This window comes from Micropruina sp. (assembly GCF_047606665.1).
Lineage (GTDB): Bacteria > Actinomycetota > Actinomycetes > Propionibacteriales > Propionibacteriaceae > Micropruina.
Map to the genome: position 1 here is coordinate 134,613 of NZ_JASGEF010000049.1, position 17,022 is coordinate 151,634.

Consider the following 17,022-nt stretch of genomic DNA (forward strand, 5'->3'; position numbering starts at 1 on the left):
CTGCGTGTTTCCAATCTGCCAGTATCCTCCCAAGCCAGAGGGATCGGTCCACAGAGCCGGGAGGACGTATGCCCGAATGGGTCGGATGGCCTGCGTGGGTGGGCATGGTCGTGTCGATCATCGATCTGGCGATCAAGGCTGTCGCGGTGGCCACGATTCCGCACAACCGGCGTCCGTCGTCGTCGGTGGCCTGGCTGCTGCTGATCATCATCACCCCGCTGCTCGGGCTGGTGATCTTCTTCGTGATCGGCAGCCCCTTCGTCCGGGGGCGCCGCTACGCGGTGCAGGAGCGTGCCGATCGTGCGATCACCAGTCGCGCGGTGTCGCTGCCCGACGTCCCCGACGGCGCCGATCTACCCGACGGCCTGGACAGCGTGGTGCGGCTGAACCGGCAGCTCACCTCGATGCCGATGCTCGGCGGCACCAGCCATGGCCTGTTCGGCGACTACACCGCGTCGCTGGCGGCGATGACGGCGGCGGTCCGGGCGGCGCAGCACCGGGTGCACCTGGAGATGTACATCCTGGCTCGCGATGCCGCCACCGAGGAATTCTTCGAGGCGATGGCGGACGCCGTCCGGCGCGGCGTCGTCGTCCGGGTGCTCTACGACCACATCGGTTCGCGGAAGTATCCCGGTTTCAAGCAGATGAACCAGACCATGACCCGGGACGGCATCCAGTGGCATCAGATGATGCCGATCAAGCCGCTGCAGGGCCGCTGGCGGCGTCCCGACCTGCGCAACCACCGCAAACTGCTGGTGGTCGACAGCCGGGTGGCGTTCATGGGATCGCAGAACCTGATCGACTCCAGCTATCTGATGCCGGCGAATCTCCGCATCGGACGGCATTGGCTCGATCTGAACATCCAGCTGAGCGGGCCGATCATCAGTTCGCTGGAAGCGGTCTTCGCGCTGGACTGGATGAGTGAGACCGGCGAGTCGCTGGCCGACGAGGTGGCGCAGCCGGAGGTCGACGAGGGCGACCAGCCGCTGCAACTGGTGCCGTCCGGGCCGGGCTACCGGACGATGCCGAATCTGCGGCTGTTCACCGCGCTGATCCATCGGGCGCAGCACCGGCTCTCGATCACCAGCCCGTACTTCGTCCCCGAGGAGTCCCTGCTGGAGGCGGTCACCACCGCCGCCTACCGCGGGGTCGAGGTCGAGTTGTTCGTCTCCGAGGGCGCCGACCAGTTCGTCGTGCAGCACGCCCAGGCGTCCTACTACCAGGGGCTGCTGGAGGCCGGCGTCCGGATCTACCTCTATCCGAAGCCGACCGTCCTGCACGCGAAGTTCTTCACCGTGGACGACGTGGCCGGGGTGATCGGCTCGTCCAATATGGACTACCGGTCGTTCGGCCTCGACTACGAGATCTCCCTGCTCGGGACGGCCCCGGAGTTCGTTGCCGACCTGCAGCGGATCGCGGACGGCTACCGCCGGGTGTGCCGCGAACTGACCGCCGAGGAGTGGTCGGCCCGCTCGCCCGGCCTGCGCTACGTGGAGAACGTCACCCGGTTGATGGCCGCGCTGCAGTAGGAGTCTCGCTCAGGCCTTGTCGGCGCGGGCCTCGGCCAGGGCGTCCACCAGGGCGTCGATCGCCTGGTCGAGCTCGTCGCGCTCGATCACCAGCGGCGGCGCCAGCCGGATGGTCTTGGTGTGGGTGTCCTTGGCGATCACGCCGCGGCTGAGCAGCCGGTAGCAGATCGACCGGGCGCTGCCCAGGTAGGGGTCGATGTCGACGCCTGCCCACAGGCCCTTGCCGCGGACGGCGTCCACCCCGTGGCCGATCAGCCCGCGCAGTCGGTGGTGCATATGCGCGCCCAGTTCGGTGGAGCGCTGCTGCAGCTCGCCGGTGCGCAGCAGCTCGACCGCGGCCAGGCCGACCGCGGCCGCCAGCGGGTTGCCGCCGAAGGTCGAGCCGTGCTGGCCGGGGTGCAGCAGCCCGAGGATGTCGCGGTTCCCGACCACCGCCGAGACCGGCATGATGCCGCCGCCCAGCGCCTTGCCGAGGATGTACAGGTCGGGCACCACGCCACTGTGATCGCAGGCGAAGGTGGTGCCGGTGCGGCCCAGGCCGGACTGGATCTCGTCGGCGATGAACAGCACGTTGCGCTCGGCGCACAGCGTGCGCAGCGCGGGCAGGAAGCTCTTCGGCGGCACGATGACGCCGGCCTCGCCCTGGATCGGCTCGGTCAGCACCGCCACCGTGTTGGCGTCGATCTCGTCGGCGATCGCCTGGATGTCGCCGTAGGGGACAGTCCGGAAGCCGGGGGTGAACGGCCCGAAATTGCGGCGGGCGGTCTCGTCGTTGCTGAACGAGATCACCGTGGTGGTGCGGCCGTGGAAGTTGTTGGCCATCACGATGATGTTGGCGCGGCGCTCTTCGACGCCCTTGTTCTCATAACCCCACTTGCGGGCCAGCTTGATCGCCGACTCGACGGCCTCGACGCCGGTGTTCATCGGCAGCGCCATCTCTTTGCCGCAGAGCTCGGACAGTGCCTGCGTGAACGGGCCGAAGGTGGCCGAGAAGACCGCGCGCGAGGTGATCGTCACCTTCTGCAGCTGCTCGGCGGCGACCTTGGTGAGCGCCGGGTGGCAGTGCCCGAAGTTGACCGCCGAATAGGCGGAGAGGAAGTCCAGGTAGCGGTTGCCGTCGATGTCGGTCAGCCAGGCGCCTGCGCCGGATTCGATGACCACCGGCAGCGGCAGATAGTTGTGCGCGCTCCAAGTCTCGGTCTGCTCGATCGCCTGCTGCTGCGCGGTGCTCAACCCTCGACGGTCCGTCATGCGAAATCCTCCGCTTGTTTTCCTCTAGCGCCACAAATTTTGCTGGCAAGATGTCCTGCGACGTGATAATGCGCCGACGGTAAGGGTAGCGGAGGCCGTCCGCATGCGCTAGCGGCCGGTTGTCCAGCCCAAAGCTCGGCCGATCTTCACCCGGCTGCCGTAGCTGATCGAACCGGTCCGGAACAGCCGGACGCCCACCATCAGGAACACCCAGCCGCAGACCGCCAGGATCGCCAGCGCGATCGCCGCCTCCCACCAGTACAGGCCGCCGGTGGCGTTGCGGAGCAGCGTCGACACCGGTGCGGTCAACGGGAAGAAGGTGAAGATCTGCGAAACCACGCCGTGCGGGTCGGAGACCAGCAGCGAGCCCGCGTAGAGCGGAATGAACATCGACATGACCACGACGCCGAAGGTGTTGCCGGCCTCCTTGGCGCTCGGCATCACCGCGCCGATGGCGACCAGCAGGCCGGTGAACATCAGGAAACTGAACAGGAACAGACAAAATCCGATCGCGACCGCACCGGCGTCGATCGGGATCGAGCCCAGCGTCGGCACCCCTGCGGACGCCTCCGGCAACCCCATGCTGCCGCTGAGCAGGCCAAATACGATGCTGGCCGGAATGCCGACGACCAGGCCCTGGACGATGCCGATGCCGACCAGCGCCAGCACCTTGCCGACGATCAGGGTGGTCGGGTTCATCGTGGTCAGGATCATCTCGGTGACCCGGTTCTCCTTCTCTTCCAGGGTGACGTTGAGCATCTGGTTCCCCAGCATCAGCACCGCCATGTAGAACAGCACCAGGAAGATGCCCGGCGCGATCACGCCGGCGATGCCCGCAGTGGCGTGGCCGTCGGCGAAGGTGGCGAGCTGGACGTCCGGCGGATTCACCGCCAGCTTGGCCAGTGTGGGATTGCCGATCTTGTGCTCGATCGAGGTGGTGAACACCGTGGTCGCGACCGCGTTGTACCGGCTGGAGTCGAACAGTCCAAGGTCTTTGCCCTGGACGTCGATCGGCTGGCTGAGGGGGTCTTTCGGGTAGTCGATGTGGCATTGCGAGGTGCCCGCGACCACCGCGGCGCGGGCGGCCGCGGCGTCCGATACCGGGGTTCCGCCGGCGGTCCGGGCCACCGTGGGATCGATCAGTCCGGACGCGTCGGTGTAGGTGAAGGTGACGGACGCCGTGTCCTGGCTTTCGACCCGCTGGGCGGTGGTCTGGCCGCTGAGCGCGATCAGGCCCACCACGACGCCGATCAGCAGCGGCACCGACAGTGAGATCAGCCAGAACTTCGGCTTCAACACCGTGCGGCGGAACTCGAACGAGATCACCGTGCCCAAGTTGTGCCGGTTCGGGTTGTGCGGGTTCATGCGGCCACCTCCTCGTCGCCGTACACCTTCAGGAAGATCTCTTCCAAAGAGACCCGGGCGGTGGAGAAGTCACGCAATTGGACGCCGGCGTCCAGCAATTCGCGGATGACGGCGTTGGCCTCCACACCGTCGGGCAGCTCGAGTTCGGCGTAGTTGCGTTCGCTGACCGCCACCCGGAAGTTGGCCGAGGCGGGCAGCGTCCCGCTGAACCGGACCCGCATCCGGCGGCCGCCGAAGGCGTCCTGCACCTCGGCGACCGTGCCGTAGGCCTCGGCGCGGCCGTCCTTGAGCAGCAGAATGCGGTCGCAGAGCCGCTCCACCTCGTCCATCTGATGGGTGACCATGACCACGGTGGAGCCCTGGGCGCGCTGCTCGTCGACCAGGTCCATCAGCAGCCGGCGATTCACCGGGTCGAAGCCCTTGGTGGGCTCGTCCAGGATCAGGATGCGGGGCGCGTTCATGATCGTCACGCCCAGCTGCACCTTCTGCTGCTGCCCGCCGGAGAGCTTGTCCAGCCGCACCTTGGCATGACTCTGCAGGCCGACCCGCTCCAGGAAGGCGCGCGACCAACCGTCCGCCGCCTGGTGGCCGAGGCCCTTGAGGCGTCCGAAATAGGTCATCACGTCGAGCACCGACTCTTTGCGGTACAGGCCGCGCTCCTCGGGCAGATAGCCGAGCCGCGACCCGCGCGCCGGATCGAAACGGCGGCCCTCGACCAGCAGGCTGCCGGAGGTCGGCTGGTAGATGCCCAGCAGCGCCCGGATGGTGGTGGTCTTGCCCGAACCGTTGGAGCCCAGCAGGCCGAAGGTCTCGCCCGGATGCACCTCGAAGCTGAGGTCGTCGATGACGACCTGATCGCCGAAGGCCATGCGGAAATCGCGCACCTCGATGACGGGAGTTGGTCGTTCGCTCATGTCTCCACTTGACCACGCGAGTCAAATCGCCCGGCTACAGTCAGGACATGGACGCGCCCTTGCCCATCGTCGTCGGCAGCGACGGTTCCGATTTCTCTCAACTGGCGTTGCGCCGGGCGTTGTGGCTCGGACGGCAGCTCAAGGCTCCGGTGCGGGTCGTCCGGGCCTGGTCGATCAGCAACGCGCCGCGTCCGGCCAGCTGGACGCCCGGCTACGTGCCGCCAGCCGACGACTTCGAGGCCGCGGTCCGGCAACGGCTCGAAAGCGATGTCGCCGGGGCGCGGGCCGAGTATCCCGAGGTAGAGATCACCTTGGAGACCCCGCACGGGGTGGCCGGACGCGAGCTGCTCAAGGCGTCCAAGAACGCCCGAGTCCTGGTGGTCGGCACCCGCGGTGCGGGCGGATTCAAGGGTCTGCTGATGGGATCGGTCTCCGACCAGGTGGTCGAGCACGCCTCCTGCGACGTCTTGGTGGTGCGACGCGGGGTGGACGAGGTGGCACCGGCCGACCGGGCTCCGCTGGACCGCATCCTCGATCAGTGACGACCGACTCATCCTGGACCTGTCTGGCCGATGTGCTCGACCTGGAGGGTCACGGGCTGGTGTTCGCCGATGCGGGCGACTGCGACCGGCTGCTCGCCCGCTTGCGGGCGTCCGGCTACGCCGTGGTCGCGATCGACACCGGCGGTGTGAGCGACTTCCGCGAGGCGCAACGCCGGATCGCGGCAGGTCTGCGGCTGCCGGCGACCGCCGGACGAAACCTGGACGCCCTCGCGGACAGCCTGCACGACATGGCCCGGCACTGGCCGGACGCGATGCGAATCGCGCTGGTCTGGTGGCGTCCCGAGCGGCTGATCGACGCCGATCTGACCGGCTGGTTACGGCTCGCGGACGTGCTCGCCGACGCCACCGAGCGGCTCTGGCGCGGCGGCGCCGAGGCGGACGACCGGGTCTTCGAGACCTTGCTGCTGACCGAAGGGCTGGACGGATGAGGCCGGGTTCCTGGCAACGGCTGCTGCTGGTGGTCGGACTGGTGGTGGTGCTGGTGTTCGCCGGCATCCAGTGGCGGCAGGCCGACGGGGGCGAGCCGGCCGCCGCTCCCACCGCGTCCGGGAGCCCCGTGGCCACCCGTTCGGCAACGCCCGTGACGAGCTCGCCAGTGACGCCGCCGGATCGATCCGAGCCGCCGGCCTGCAGCAGGTTGCCGGCCGAGGTGTCGGACGCCGTGGCCGCCGTCCGCAACGACGGGCCCTACCTGCGACCCCGCGACGACGGTGGGACGTTCGGCAACCGGGAGGGCCTGTTGCCCGCAAAACCGCGAGGCTACTACCGGGAATACACCGTCCTGGCGCCCGGACAGAAGTTCCCCGGCCCACGCCGGCTGGTCACCGGAGGCCAGCCGCGACTCGGCACCGAACCCGTGGACTGGTTCTACACGTCCGACCACTACGAGTCGTTCTGCCAGCTACGTCCCTGAGCCCGCCATCCGGCGTGGAAAATGATGACTTCCCGCCTGTTCCGGGCGAATTCACAATTTCTTGACCTAGCCGCCGAGCAGCAATACGGCAGCGAGCAGTACGACTATTCAGCGGCGTCTCACACTTCACGAATCAGGGCACAGTGAGTGACCTGAGGATGCAGAAGTGTAGCCCAGCCGTGGCGGGGCTGACATGTCTGTTTCAAGGCCTCGATCATTTCGTTTTGCCGGTCTGTGCAGATGCCTCGGTGATCGTGGTATAGCCGGCCAGCTTGCCCGTCACCTTCACTTTGATCCGCTTTCCCTTGTCAGATTTCACCAGAATATAGGTGTTGTGGTTGGCGCCACGGATCGCCTTTCCGCTACGGTACCACTGGTAGCTGAACTGCACTGCCGTGGGCGTCCAAGTGCCCGGCTTCGCGGTCAACTGATTGCCGACCTTGACCGTTCCAGAGACTTTCGGTGTGCTGGCCTCAATGGTTCCAGCGGTCACCTTGCCAGTCGTGCGGGAGGTCTTGGAGACGGATGTGTAGCCTGCCTGGGTTCCGGTCACTGTGACCGAGATTTTGGCGCCCTTATCGGCGCTTTCCAGCACGTAGCTGAGGTGGTTTGCATTGCTGATCGATTTGCCGTTTCGACGCCATTGCACCGAAAGGTAGGCCGATGCTGGCCGCCACCCGCCTACTGAGGCAGTTAGGGTCGACCCGACGCGGGCCGAACCGGTGATGGTGGGGGTAGGGGTCGCCGTGAACGTCAGCGGCGGCTCGACGGAGCTGGTCTCATCGCTAGTGGAGCCCAAAGTGGCGGTCTCGGTTGCCCAGCCAATGACCTGGACCGACAGCCGCTTACCCAGGTCCGCCTTGTCGATCGCATACGTGGGTGATCGTCCCTCGCCGATAGTGCTGCCGTCCCTGAGCCACTTGTAGATGAACGTTGAACCGTCGGACCAATCCCCGGGGTCTGCCTGGATGGTCTCTCCGACTCGTGGTGTGCCGCTGATGGTGGGGGTTCCGACCTTCAAGACGCGGAAGTCAGTGCTCGCGATCCGGGTGATCGTCGAGTATCCGGGCAGTGTGCCTGTGACGGCCAAACCCAGCCGATGTCCCTCGTCTGAGGCTGTCGGCGTGTAAGTCTGGCCCGTCGCTCCGTCGATGGATGCCCCGTCCCGCAGCCAAAGGTAACGGAAGGTTGTCCCGTCGGTCCACGAGAGCGGCACGGCAAGGAGCGATCGTCCCACGGCCACGTCACCGTTGTACTTGGGTGTGTCCACAGTCAGGACTTTGGGCGACTGGCCGGAGAAGACCTCCACTGGATCTGCCCCGGGCACGGTACCAGTCACCTTCACGGACATCGCGCGATCAGCATCGGCGGCAACCAGTTGGTAGGAGCTTGCGGTGGCGCCCGGGATCTGAACGCCGTCGCGCAGCCACACGTACTTCAACGTGGTCCCGGAGGGCCAAGTGCCGGTTTGTGCGCTGACTACGGAACCGACAGCGAGTTCGCCGTCCACCTTTGGGGTGGGTGCGGTGCTGATGGTGGTGCTGCGCGATCCGAGTAGCACATTGTCGCCCGGCGTCCCGCTGAGATTCAGTGCATACACATACACCGTTTGGGTGCCCGTCCGGCTGGTGGCAAACGTCGTGTCGAACCCCTGCGACTCGCCCGTCTCTGGATGGGCTGCTTTGACGTCAGCCCTGGCCACCCCGGTGGTTCCTAGATCATGGAACTCGCCCTGGCCCGCTGGACCGCCCACATAGGCATGCAACCGAACTGCGTTCTTCGGTGAGTTCGGGTCGAACGCCCAGCCAACCACTCTCACCTTGCCTGGAGTTGGTGAAGTCGCCTGGTCGAAGAAGCCGACCGGGCTCGGGTCACCGATCACCACGTCTCTCTGCCCGATCAACGGATTCTCGCCCGCGGGCTGGTTGATTGCGTACACGTAGACCGTTTGGCGGCCTCGTTTCCCAGTGACGATGCTGGAACTGAAGCCGTGATTGGGTCCTGCACCCGTGTAGGCCGCAGCAACGTCTGGGCGGGATCCGGTCGCTGCGCCCAGGTCGTGGCCTTCGCCCGAGCCTGCGGGGCCACCGATGTACACGTGCACGGCTGTTGCAGAGGGCACCACGTCGCGGTCGAACACCCAGCCACTCACCGACACGGTTCCGGCGCCGCCGCTGGCGGCATCGAACGAACCTTGCGGAGCCTGATTGGTGGAGGCCCCATTCTTGCGGTACGGGTTGTATGGCCCGTAGCCAGACCAGTATGGGTACGGCAACTCGTGGTATACGGCCTGCGGCGGTGTCTGCTCCCACGCCAAGTACTTCGTCCGTGCACTATTGGCCCACCGATCGAACACCACAACGTGGGCGTCGCCACCGGTGTTGTCGAGCAAGATGTCCCCGGTCGCCAGGTCATCCTTGGCAATCGGGTGCGAAACGGACGGCAAGGTCGAAGTTGTCAGGCTGCTGCCGAGACCCCACACCATGGACACGAACCCTGAACAGTCCTGCCTGTATCGGCCGTACTGGTTGCTGTAATAGGTGGCTTGGCTGTATCCGACCCGCGAGTCCACCCAAGAGTTTGCGCGCGCCGCCGCGTCCGGGATCGCGACATCGGCACGTGCCGCTGGCGCACCCGAAAGACATAGAGCGACGACCACAAAGAAAGCGACAGCCAGACGCACCAACACTCGGCGACCAGCGCGAACCATGGCTGCACCCCCAATGCGAAGAGCCACACGGCTCTTGCCTGATCCGGAGATGACCCCGTGCCGCGCAAAACGTCAACGAAAGCGCGTTGGCTGCGCAAAGCCGCACCCGGAAGTATTGAGCGTGACATTAGCAGAGCATCTTGTCGGCGTCCACGACCTCACCACGAGCGACCGATGCCTGCCCTCCTGAACCCGATCGATCGCTGCCCGGTCCGACAGGAGTTCGATGGTCGCCTAGAGCGATTCGGAGTCGTCCACGCCTGGCGGTGACGCCGAAGAGACCTCCCACAGCGCGGCGATCGGGACGGCGCGGTTGCGTGGGCCGAAGGGCACCGTTGCCGCACCCGTGTACAGCACGAATCCGGCGATCAGGTCTGAACCCAGGTCGTCGGCGAGGCGATTGATGCCACGGAAATCGTCCGCTCGTACGGTCGACGCGGCCTTCACGTCGATGGCGATCACCTTGCCCTGACGGCTTTCCAGTACGAGGTCGACTTCGGTCTGATCCTTCGTCCGATAGTGGAAGAGGTCGGCTCGCTCGTGCGACCAGGTGAGTTGCCGTGCCAACTCCATGGCGACGAAGCCTTCCAGCAGGCCGCCCAGCGGGCTGTCCAGACGTTGCAACCCCGCCGCGTCGTAGCCCAGCAGATTCGACGCTATCCCCGAGTCGACGAATGCAAGCTTGGGTGTGCCTACCGTCCGCCGGGACAGGTTGCGCGACCAGGACGGTATGCGTTTGATCAGGAAGACCTCTTCCAAGAGATCGATGTAGCGGCGAACGGTGGGCGCGCTGATCGTCAGGCTGTTGGCCAGGTTTCCGGGCACGAGCAACTGGCCGGAGCGGGCGGCCAGGAGGCGCAGAAGGCGACGCATGTCCTGCGCGCGCTCGATCTCAGCTACCTGCAGGACGTCCCGATTGATCAGGTCGGAGATGTACTGGTCCAGGAAACGTTGCCTGCGTCGCTCGGTTCTCGCGACGGCTTCGGGAAAACCCCCTCTGGTCATGCGGCTCACATAGTCGGCGCGGCTCTGGGTCGAGGTATGGACGAAGTCGGTGCCTTGAGCGAACACGGCGTCTACGAACGCTTCGGTGGGAGTCTTGTCGATCTCGCCCTGTGACAACGGCCACAACTCGAGCGTCTCCATCCGGCCCGGCAACGCATCGGGCACCTGCTTGAGACCGAGCAACCGCGCCGAACCAGTGAGCAGGAACCTGCCGGGGTGCGGGTCGGCGTCCACCGTCTCCTTGATCGCCAGCAGCAGTTCGGGGACGCGCTGCACCTCGTCGATCACCATCGGGCCTTGACCCGAGACGAACTCGGTCGGGTCGTTGATCGCCGCGTGGCGCCAGGTCGCCGAGTCGAGGCTGCGCCACTCGGCGCCCAAGCTCTGGGTGAGGACGGCGGCGAGAGTGCTTTTGCCACATTGTCGGGCGCCGTTGATCAGCACGACACGCGTGTCGGACAGGGCCTCGCGTGCGAGCGGCTCCGCTCGACGTCGAAGCACCTCGCCCAGCGGCGAGACGGGAGGTCTGATCATGCCTCAACGATGCCAGCCGACTTTCGTTTGGCCAAGCTTTGACTTTCGTTTGGCCAGGGGGCCGACTTTCGTTCGGCCAGGCCTCGATGATCCGCGGATCAGTCGCGGGCGTAGTGGGAGACGAAGTTCCGCAGCAGTCGATGGGGGTGGTCGCGCACCCCGGATCTCCGTGCCATCTCGACCAGCGCGGTGTAGTCGTCGGGGTGGAAGTAGCCGGCGTGACGGTAGATCGCCATCCGCTGAGCCAGCGATTCGACGTCCAGCTCGGGGTGGAACTGGGTGACGTAGACGTTGGCGCCGTACCGGTACATCTGCACCGGGCAGGTTGTTCCGGTGGCCAGCAGGGTGACGCCGGGCGGGACGCCGTTGCAGGCCTCCTTGTGGCCGACGAACGCCTCGAAGGACGCCGGGACGCCGGCCAGCAGCGGATCGTCGGCAGCCTCCGGAGTGAGGGTCACTTCGACCGCGCCCAGGCCCTCGCCGTAGGTGCGGTCCACGGTGCCACCCAGATGCGCGGTGACGGTGCCGATGCCGTAGCACATGCCCAGGAACGGAAAGTCGGCGTCGACGATCTGATCGACCACTCCTCGCAGATCGGCCTCGACCCGCAGCTGCAGATCGGACTTCACGGCGTCCGAGACGTTGAACGGGCCACCGCCCAGGAACACCCCGGAGTAGTCGTCGAGCCGCAGCTGGCGCAGCGGCCCGGCCTCGACCCGGATCTGGATCAGTTCCTCCGCAGCCAGCCCGGCATGCCGGCGGACCGACTCGTATTCGTCGCCGGCTGCCTTGTCGTGGTCGCGAGTGCCCAGCAGAACGAACGGTTTCACGCCGAGAAGGGTAGTCGCGCCGGTGCCGGCTGGCCGGTCTCGTCCACCAACTGCCGCAGCGCGGACGCCGGGTCGCCGGCCGCCCGTTGCCGCAGATAGCTGGGTCCGGTCTCCATCAGCTCGGCGACGAAGCGCAGCTCGTCAGCGCAGCCGAGTTCGGCCGAAATGTCCTCCAGCCGGTTCAGCCAGTCGTAGATGCCGTCGCGGATCGGTCGCAGTTTGTCCTTCACCCGCGGCGTGATCACGTCGGTGTCCAGGCCGTAGCGGGCCGCCCGCCACTTGTTCTCTTTCATGAACCACACCGGCAGCCGGGCGATCGCCCGGCCGTCGTCCAACTCCCGCGACATGTATTCGGCCAGGCATTGGGTGAAGGCGGTGAACGCACCCAGTTCGGCGAAGGTCGGCACCGAATCGAGCACCCGGTTCTCCACCGTGCCGAAAGTGGACGGGCGGACGTCCCAGCGGATCTCGTTGGGCGCCGAGATCATCCCGGCGTCCTCCAACTCGGTCGCGTAGTGCTCGAACTCGTCCCAGCTGTCCATCGGGTAGGGCAGCCCGTTGGTCGGCAGCTGCTGGAAGATCATCGTCCGCTGCGAGGCGTAGCCGCTGTCCACGCCCTCCCAGTAGGGCGAGGACGCCGACAGCGCGATGAAATACGGCGTGAAGCGGGCTAAGCCGTAGGTGATCGGCAGGGCCTTGTCGCGGTGGTCGATGCCGACGTGAATGTGGGTTCCGAAGATCGCCATCTGCCGGCCCCAGTAGGCGTTGCGTTCCCTGACCACGTTGTAGCGCCAGAAGTCGAACGGTTCGGAATCGGCCGCCTTGTCGATCGGGTGGGCACCCGCGCCCAGCAGCTTCGTGCCGTCACCGAGAATCTGACGCACCCGGGCCAGGCTGCCGCGCAAGTCGTCCATGGCCTCGTAGACCCGGTGATGGACGCCGGTGACCAGCTCGACCATGTCGGTCAGGTACTCGCGGCGGATCGGACCCGATTTCGGGTCGTCGACGGCATCCAGAATCTGCTGCGCTCGCGGCACCAGGCTGAGGGTTTCGGCGTCAACCAGGGCGAGCTCCCACTCGACGCCGATGGTGGGTTCGCCCGAGGGCACGAAGTCGAACCGCATGGGGGCCTCCCTTATCCGTCGGCCGGCTGCTCCGGCTGATCCGGAGTCTAGGGCCTGTTACGAAAACCCGGTCCGGCTCGCACGGCCCCGCATCCCGACCGGCTGCGTTCTCGTCAGTTGCCACACGACCCGGTATGACGCCCTCCTCGGCCTTGCCGGACCGGGCGCGGATACCGCGCTCGCTGATGACCCGGACTTTCGTAACAGGCCCTAGAACCGCCCATGGGTTCGCGTCAGGCGTCCACCCAGCCGTAGATGCCCTTGGTGTCGACGACTCGTTCGGTGACCTTCTTCTTCACGTCCCCGCCGATCACCCGCAGCCTGCCGTCGGGCAGCACCTCGGTGACGATGTCGACGCGGGTTGAGGTCTTGGTGTTCTGCGGACTGGTCCCGAACAACACCAGGTCGCCGACGCCGACGCCGTCAACCCCGTCGTGGGTTCGATCATGCTTCTTGCCCCACGAGTACAGGTCGCCGCTGAAAGTGAAGCGCGGCACGGTGTCGCCGGCCTTGTTCCAAACCCAGGTGACAAAGAGGGAATCCCACGGCATGCAGCCGCCATAGGGATTGCAGTTCCTTGAGCGCTCGGTGACACCGCGCTGGCCACGGGCGGCCTTCACGATCAGCGATTCGACATTCGGCGGCTTGGGCGAGGTGGTGGTCGGGGTCGGGGTCTGCTCCTGGCACAGGCTGAGCGCCGCCGAGTCGCCGCCGTCGACGAAGACGGACGCCACGTAGCCGGTCTGCTTCTTCCAGGTGACCTTGTTCCAGACATTGGAGGCGCGGCTGCCGTTGCTGACCGTGGCGCCGATGGTCTTGCAGGTCAACGTGATCGCCGTCCGATGCGGGATGCGGGCCAACCGCTTGCTCTGCGTGCTGGGTTCGGCGCGCAGCGATAGCGGGGTGTTCTTGCTGGTGCGGACGGTGCCCTTCACGGGTGGCGGTGTGATGGTGGCCGCCGGGCTACCGGAGGTTCCGCTCGGCTCGGGTGCCGCGCCGGGATCGCCACTGCAGCCCGCGAGCAGGACAGCCAGGATCATCGTGGTCGCCGCACCGCGTTTCGCCATGCAGGCGACGTTAACACGGGGATGAGCCGGATCCGCCTCGGGACAGTGGGGCGGATCCGGCTCTGGCTTGTCAGGCAGCGGCGACGGCGGCGAAGGTCTCGCCGAACAGGCTGAGCGCCGGAGGCGTGCCGGTTCCGGGCGTCGTGAGCTTCAGGGAGTGCCAGTTGCTGAGGTCGCGTGAGTAGACGACGGCGCCGGCAGCCTCGGAGCTGCCGATGTCCTCGCGGGGCGCGCCGATCACGATTCCGTCGCGCATCGACTCGCCGTCGGCGATATCGCCGCTGACGATGCCCACCGCGGCGCCGAAATCATCGGCAGCCTCGGGCTTGCCGGCGATACCGTCCTTGCCTTGGTAGATCGTCTTTGTTGCCCCGCCGGCACGGTTGGCGCGGAACATCACCACCGCGCCGGCACCGAGAGCCTTGCCGATCTTCTTGCCGGGGGCGCCGACGATGGCGGTGAGCTGGTCGAGGGTGTTGATGCCGAGCGCGACCGCCGTGCCGAAGTAGTCGCCGCTGCGGTTGCTGCCCGGAATGCCCGCCGTGTTCTGATGCACCGCCCGTAGTGAGCGGTACTTCCGGGTAGCCGGGTCGAAGTGCAGCAGATGCACCTGGCCGGTGTAGTAGGCCGAGCCGATGGTCTCCCCTGGGGCACCGATCAGCACGTAGTTGTCGCGGATCGTCACCGCCTCGCCGAACAGGTCATCCGCCTCGGCCTTACCGGGGATGCCGGGTGAGTTCTGGGTGAGGCCGACACCCTTGAAGGTGGTCGGCCTGGCCGCGGTGGCCGACAGCAGCGTCACCGATCCGGCGTCGACGCGGTTGCCGATCACTTTGTTCGGCATCCCGATCGCGATCGTCCGGTCCTGGCCGGCCAGCCGCGACCCGAACCGGTCACCGTTCTCGGAGGTGCCCGGAACGCCGGGTGAGTTCTGGGTCAGGGTCACCCGCGCGGACGCCAGTGCCCCGGTCGTGGTGAGTGGCAGGACGACCACCTGGCCGGCTTCCCACTTCTTGCTGTCGTCGGCGGTGGGGGCCGACACGACCAGTTGCTGGCCGGTGCGGAGCCAGCCGAGCGGGGTCAGTTCGCGCGGGGTGAGCAGTACCACCTGTGCGCCGAAGCTGCCGTGGGCGGCGGCACCGGTGAAGCTGTTCATCAGGGTGAGGGTGTGGGTCTGGCTGCCTTTCACCAGGTGCACGACGCCCTTGCTCTTGTCGCGGCCGGGGACGCCGATCGCCAGGTCGGCGCACCCGTCGTCGTTGACGTCACCGAGGGCGACGGACGCGCCGAAGCGGTCGCCGGGCGACGACGGCAGGCCCAGGTCGGCGGCTCGCAGCAACCGCCGCTGACCGTCGCTGAACGAGATGTCGACGGCGCCGCGCTCGTTGTCGTAGGCCGGCACCCCCACCACGATGTCAGCCAGTCCGTCCGAGTTCAGGTCACCGGCGACGCCATTGCCTGCCTTACAGCCGGACGCCGCACGGGCGGTTGCCGGCGAGGCAGCAGTGACGGCAGAGAGCGTCAGGCCGAGACCGACGAACACGGCAAGCAGCCGGCGCGGGTGGGACATGCGGCCTCCTGTGGGTGCAGACGATGTGCATCACCCGACAGGTGCACGACCGGCCCGTGCTGATACCAGCCGATTCGGACGGCCTGGAATCAGCTGGAGAAGAACAGCCCGCCCAGGCCTTTGCGGCGGTAGCGGCTACCGCCGCGATGGCCCCACTCCGGCCCATATCCGTAGCCAGGGGCCGGTGGCGGAGGTGCTGCGGCGAACCTGGCCTCCAGCTGGGTGATGTTCTCCAGTTCGCCGAAGTCGAGGAAGACGCCGCGACAGTTCAAGCACTGCTCGATGTGAATGCCGTTGCGGTCGACGGTGCGCATGCTGCCCGCACACTTGGGGCAGGTGAAGCCGGCGGGCGCAGCGCCGGCGTAGGGCTCGTAGCGGGGCATCGGGTCGGTCGGTGAGGACATGACATCACTGTGCCATCCGACGGCAAGTCTCGGACAGGGCTTCCGCTGTGCGCCTGCTGTGGACATGGTCGTTGCGGGAGGCGCGCACCGCCGCCACGAAGACCGCGCACCGGGCCGGCAGGTCGAGCGCCGGCCAGGGGTCGCCAGACGCCGGAACGGCCGGCCCGCCAGCCGCGTGATAGGCGTCCAGGAAGGTGTGCCAGTCGGCGTCGTCGAGCAGCCCGCAGGCCCAGAAGCCGGCCGGGCGGGCCAGGTCCCAGGCGGGATCCCCGACGCCGACGTCGTCGATGTCGAGCAGTCGCCAGCCGTCGTCCCAGCGGCCCAGTTGGCCGAGATGCCAGTCGCCGTGCAGCAGGGCGTCCGGCTCGTCCGGTTCGACCCGCCGGAGCTGGCCGAGCAACCGTTCACCCACGCCGCGCAGGGTGGCCGGGGCTCGTTCGACCGCCCGCTCCATCCGCTCCGGCCAACCGTGCCTGGGGAGCTCGTTCGGAGCCAGGACGCGGTGCAGGCCGGCCAGCAGGGCTCCGGCGTCCGCCCACGGCTGCGGGTCGGCGTCCGGTTTGGTGACGGGAACCTTCGGCCAGATGGTCGCCGGGCGTCCGTCCGGCGCGGTGAACACCCGTGGCGTGGCCGGCGGCACGAACTGGGCGTTGGCGGCGGCCAGTTGCAGGCGTGCGGCGAGCGCTGCGGGGTCAGTCCGGACGGTGTGCAGTTTGATCACCAGTGCGCCGGTGAGCAGCAGTTCGGCGTCCGACGAGGTGGGCAGCCGGACGATAGAGGCGTCCGGCACGCCGAGGGCGCGGGCCAGGCCGGCCGCCCAGGTCTCGATCGCCCGATCCGTCGTCACGCGGCCTATTCTGCGGCAGTCGAGTAGGCGACCGGCGCAACCGCTGGATAGGTTCACCACAGGTTCCCACAAACGAACGACCAGGAAGGCGTGACAATCACGATGATCACCACCGTGTGCAATGTGCATGTGAAGGCCGACAGCATCGAGGCGTTCCGGGAGGCCTCGCTGGCCAACGCCGCCGCCAGCCGGCAGGAGCCGGGCATCACCCGCTTCGACCTGCTGCAGCAGGTCGACGATCCGACCCGGTTCATCCTCTACGAGGAGTACGTCGACCAGCCGGCGACCCAGGCACACAAGGAGACCGCGCACTACCTGGCCTGGCGCGAGGCGGTGGCCGACATGATGGCGACGCCGCGGGTGACCTACAGCTTCGGCGACCGGCTCTGAGCCGCG

The 17,022-nt window shown here is 67.2% G+C and carries 16 protein-coding genes; 5 read left to right on the forward strand and 11 right to left on the reverse strand.

Translation table 11 applies throughout. The annotated features are described in order from the left end of the window. Positions 1-104: 104 nt before the first annotated feature. A complete protein-coding gene (locus QM619_RS12335) occupies positions 105-1,529 on the forward strand; it encodes a phospholipase D-like domain-containing protein (RefSeq protein ID WP_415109019.1) in 1,425 nt (474 codons plus the stop codon). Between the two features lie 9 nt (positions 1,530-1,538). Here QM619_RS12335 and rocD read toward each other — a convergent pair whose 3' ends face one another. The 3 genes from rocD to QM619_RS12350 all read right to left on the reverse strand — a co-directional run bounded on the left by rocD (position 1,539) and on the right by QM619_RS12350 (position 5,059). After that, entirely contained in the window at positions 1,539-2,780 is a 1,242-nt protein-coding gene (rocD, locus tag QM619_RS12340; RefSeq protein WP_415108933.1) for an ornithine--oxo-acid transaminase, read from the reverse strand. A 108-nt stretch (positions 2,781-2,888) separates the two neighbouring features. Next, entirely contained in the window at positions 2,889-4,145 is a 1,257-nt protein-coding gene (locus QM619_RS12345) for an ABC transporter permease (RefSeq protein ID WP_415108935.1), read from the reverse strand. Next, positions 4,142-5,059, reverse strand: a complete 918-nt coding sequence (locus QM619_RS12350) for an ABC transporter ATP-binding protein (protein WP_415108937.1) — start codon at positions 5,057-5,059, stop codon at positions 4,142-4,144. The genes QM619_RS12345 and QM619_RS12350 overlap by 4 nt, the downstream gene beginning before the upstream one ends. Before the next feature lie 47 nt (positions 5,060-5,106). Between QM619_RS12350 and QM619_RS12355 the strand changes: the two genes are divergently transcribed. Genes QM619_RS12355 through QM619_RS12365 form a run of 3 tightly spaced genes read left to right on the forward strand, consistent with a single transcriptional unit; the run spans position 5,107 to position 6,535 of the window. Continuing rightward, positions 5,107-5,601 (forward strand): universal stress protein, encoded by a 495-nt coding sequence (locus QM619_RS12355; protein WP_415108939.1) that lies wholly within the window; start codon positions 5,107-5,109, stop codon positions 5,599-5,601. Beyond that, positions 5,598-6,050: a barstar family protein gene (locus tag QM619_RS12360; protein ID WP_415108942.1), complete on the forward strand. Its 453-nt coding sequence runs from the start codon at positions 5,598-5,600 to the stop codon at positions 6,048-6,050. Before QM619_RS12355 ends, QM619_RS12360 begins: the two co-directional genes overlap by 4 nt. Further along, positions 6,047-6,535: a ribonuclease domain-containing protein gene (locus QM619_RS12365; protein WP_415108945.1), complete on the forward strand. Its 489-nt coding sequence runs from the start codon at positions 6,047-6,049 to the stop codon at positions 6,533-6,535. Before QM619_RS12360 ends, QM619_RS12365 begins: the two co-directional genes overlap by 4 nt. A 214-nt stretch (positions 6,536-6,749) precedes the next feature. On the opposite strand, the gene QM619_RS12370 is transcribed toward QM619_RS12365, so the two are convergent. The 8 genes from QM619_RS12370 to QM619_RS12405 form a co-directional block, all read right to left on the reverse strand. Further along, positions 6,750-9,224, reverse strand: coding sequence for a hypothetical protein (locus QM619_RS12370; RefSeq protein WP_415108947.1), 2,475 nt, complete (start codon positions 9,222-9,224; stop codon positions 6,750-6,752). A gap of 255 nt (positions 9,225-9,479) precedes the next feature. Then, on the reverse strand, positions 9,480-10,784 hold the full coding sequence (locus tag QM619_RS12375) for an ATP-binding protein (protein ID WP_415108950.1): 1,305 nt from the start codon (positions 10,782-10,784) through the stop codon (positions 9,480-9,482). A gap of 98 nt (positions 10,785-10,882) precedes the next feature. After that, the gene (locus tag QM619_RS12380; RefSeq protein WP_415108952.1) at positions 10,883-11,614 is read right to left on the reverse strand and encodes a glutamine amidotransferase; all 732 of its coding nucleotides are present in this window, start codon (positions 11,612-11,614) and stop codon (positions 10,883-10,885) included. After that, positions 11,611-12,738 (reverse strand): carboxylate-amine ligase, encoded by a 1,128-nt coding sequence (locus tag QM619_RS12385; protein ID WP_415108954.1) that lies wholly within the window; start codon positions 12,736-12,738, stop codon positions 11,611-11,613. The genes QM619_RS12380 and QM619_RS12385 overlap by 4 nt, the downstream gene beginning before the upstream one ends. Before the next feature lie 233 nt (positions 12,739-12,971). Then, complete coding sequence (locus QM619_RS12390; protein WP_415108956.1) at positions 12,972-13,805, reverse strand: SH3 domain-containing protein; 834 nt, start codon at positions 13,803-13,805, stop codon at positions 12,972-12,974. A gap of 70 nt (positions 13,806-13,875) precedes the next feature. Next, complete coding sequence (locus QM619_RS12395; RefSeq protein WP_415108958.1) at positions 13,876-15,375, reverse strand: FG-GAP repeat domain-containing protein; 1,500 nt, start codon at positions 15,373-15,375, stop codon at positions 13,876-13,878. A gap of 89 nt (positions 15,376-15,464) precedes the next feature. Continuing rightward, positions 15,465-15,779 carry a zf-TFIIB domain-containing protein gene (locus tag QM619_RS12400; protein ID WP_415108961.1) on the reverse strand — a complete coding sequence of 105 codons (315 nt, stop codon included), beginning with the start codon at positions 15,777-15,779 and terminating at the stop codon, positions 15,465-15,467. A gap of 4 nt (positions 15,780-15,783) precedes the next feature. Beyond that, positions 15,784-16,626: a phosphotransferase family protein gene (locus tag QM619_RS12405; RefSeq protein WP_415108964.1), complete on the reverse strand. Its 843-nt coding sequence runs from the start codon at positions 16,624-16,626 to the stop codon at positions 15,784-15,786. Between the two features lie 102 nt (positions 16,627-16,728). Between QM619_RS12405 and QM619_RS12410 the strand changes: the two genes are divergently transcribed. After that, the gene (locus QM619_RS12410; RefSeq protein ID WP_415108967.1) at positions 16,729-17,016 is read left to right on the forward strand and encodes a putative quinol monooxygenase; all 288 of its coding nucleotides are present in this window, start codon (positions 16,729-16,731) and stop codon (positions 17,014-17,016) included. Positions 17,017-17,022 lie beyond the last annotated feature (6 nt).

What these genes read in the sequence shown, in the direction of transcription:
- QM619_RS12335 (WP_415109019.1), top strand. Translation starts at nt 105, where the DNA reads ATGGTCGTGTCGATCATCGATCTGGCGATCAAGGCTGTCGCGGTGGCC.
- rocD (WP_415108933.1), bottom strand. Translation starts at nt 2,780, where the DNA reads ATGACGGACCGTCGAGGGTTGAGCACCGCGCAGCAGCAGGCGATCGAG.
- QM619_RS12345 (WP_415108935.1), bottom strand. Translation starts at nt 4,145, where the DNA reads ATGAACCCGCACAACCCGAACCGGCACAACTTGGGCACGGTGATCTCG.
- QM619_RS12350 (WP_415108937.1), bottom strand. Translation starts at nt 5,059, where the DNA reads ATGAGCGAACGACCAACTCCCGTCATCGAGGTGCGCGATTTCCGCATG.
- QM619_RS12355 (WP_415108939.1), top strand. Translation starts at nt 5,107, where the DNA reads ATGGACGCGCCCTTGCCCATCGTCGTCGGCAGCGACGGTTCCGATTTC.
- QM619_RS12365 (WP_415108945.1), top strand. Translation starts at nt 6,047, where the DNA reads ATGAGGCCGGGTTCCTGGCAACGGCTGCTGCTGGTGGTCGGACTGGTG.
- QM619_RS12375 (WP_415108950.1), bottom strand. Translation starts at nt 10,784, where the DNA reads ATGATCAGACCTCCCGTCTCGCCGCTGGGCGAGGTGCTTCGACGTCGA.
- QM619_RS12385 (WP_415108954.1), bottom strand. Translation starts at nt 12,738, where the DNA reads ATGCGGTTCGACTTCGTGCCCTCGGGCGAACCCACCATCGGCGTCGAG.
- QM619_RS12390 (WP_415108956.1), bottom strand. Translation starts at nt 13,805, where the DNA reads ATGGCGAAACGCGGTGCGGCGACCACGATGATCCTGGCTGTCCTGCTC.
- QM619_RS12395 (WP_415108958.1), bottom strand. Translation starts at nt 15,375, where the DNA reads ATGTCCCACCCGCGCCGGCTGCTTGCCGTGTTCGTCGGTCTCGGCCTG.
- QM619_RS12400 (WP_415108961.1), bottom strand. Translation starts at nt 15,779, where the DNA reads ATGTCCTCACCGACCGACCCGATGCCCCGCTACGAGCCCTACGCCGGC.
- QM619_RS12410 (WP_415108967.1), top strand. Translation starts at nt 16,729, where the DNA reads ATGATCACCACCGTGTGCAATGTGCATGTGAAGGCCGACAGCATCGAG.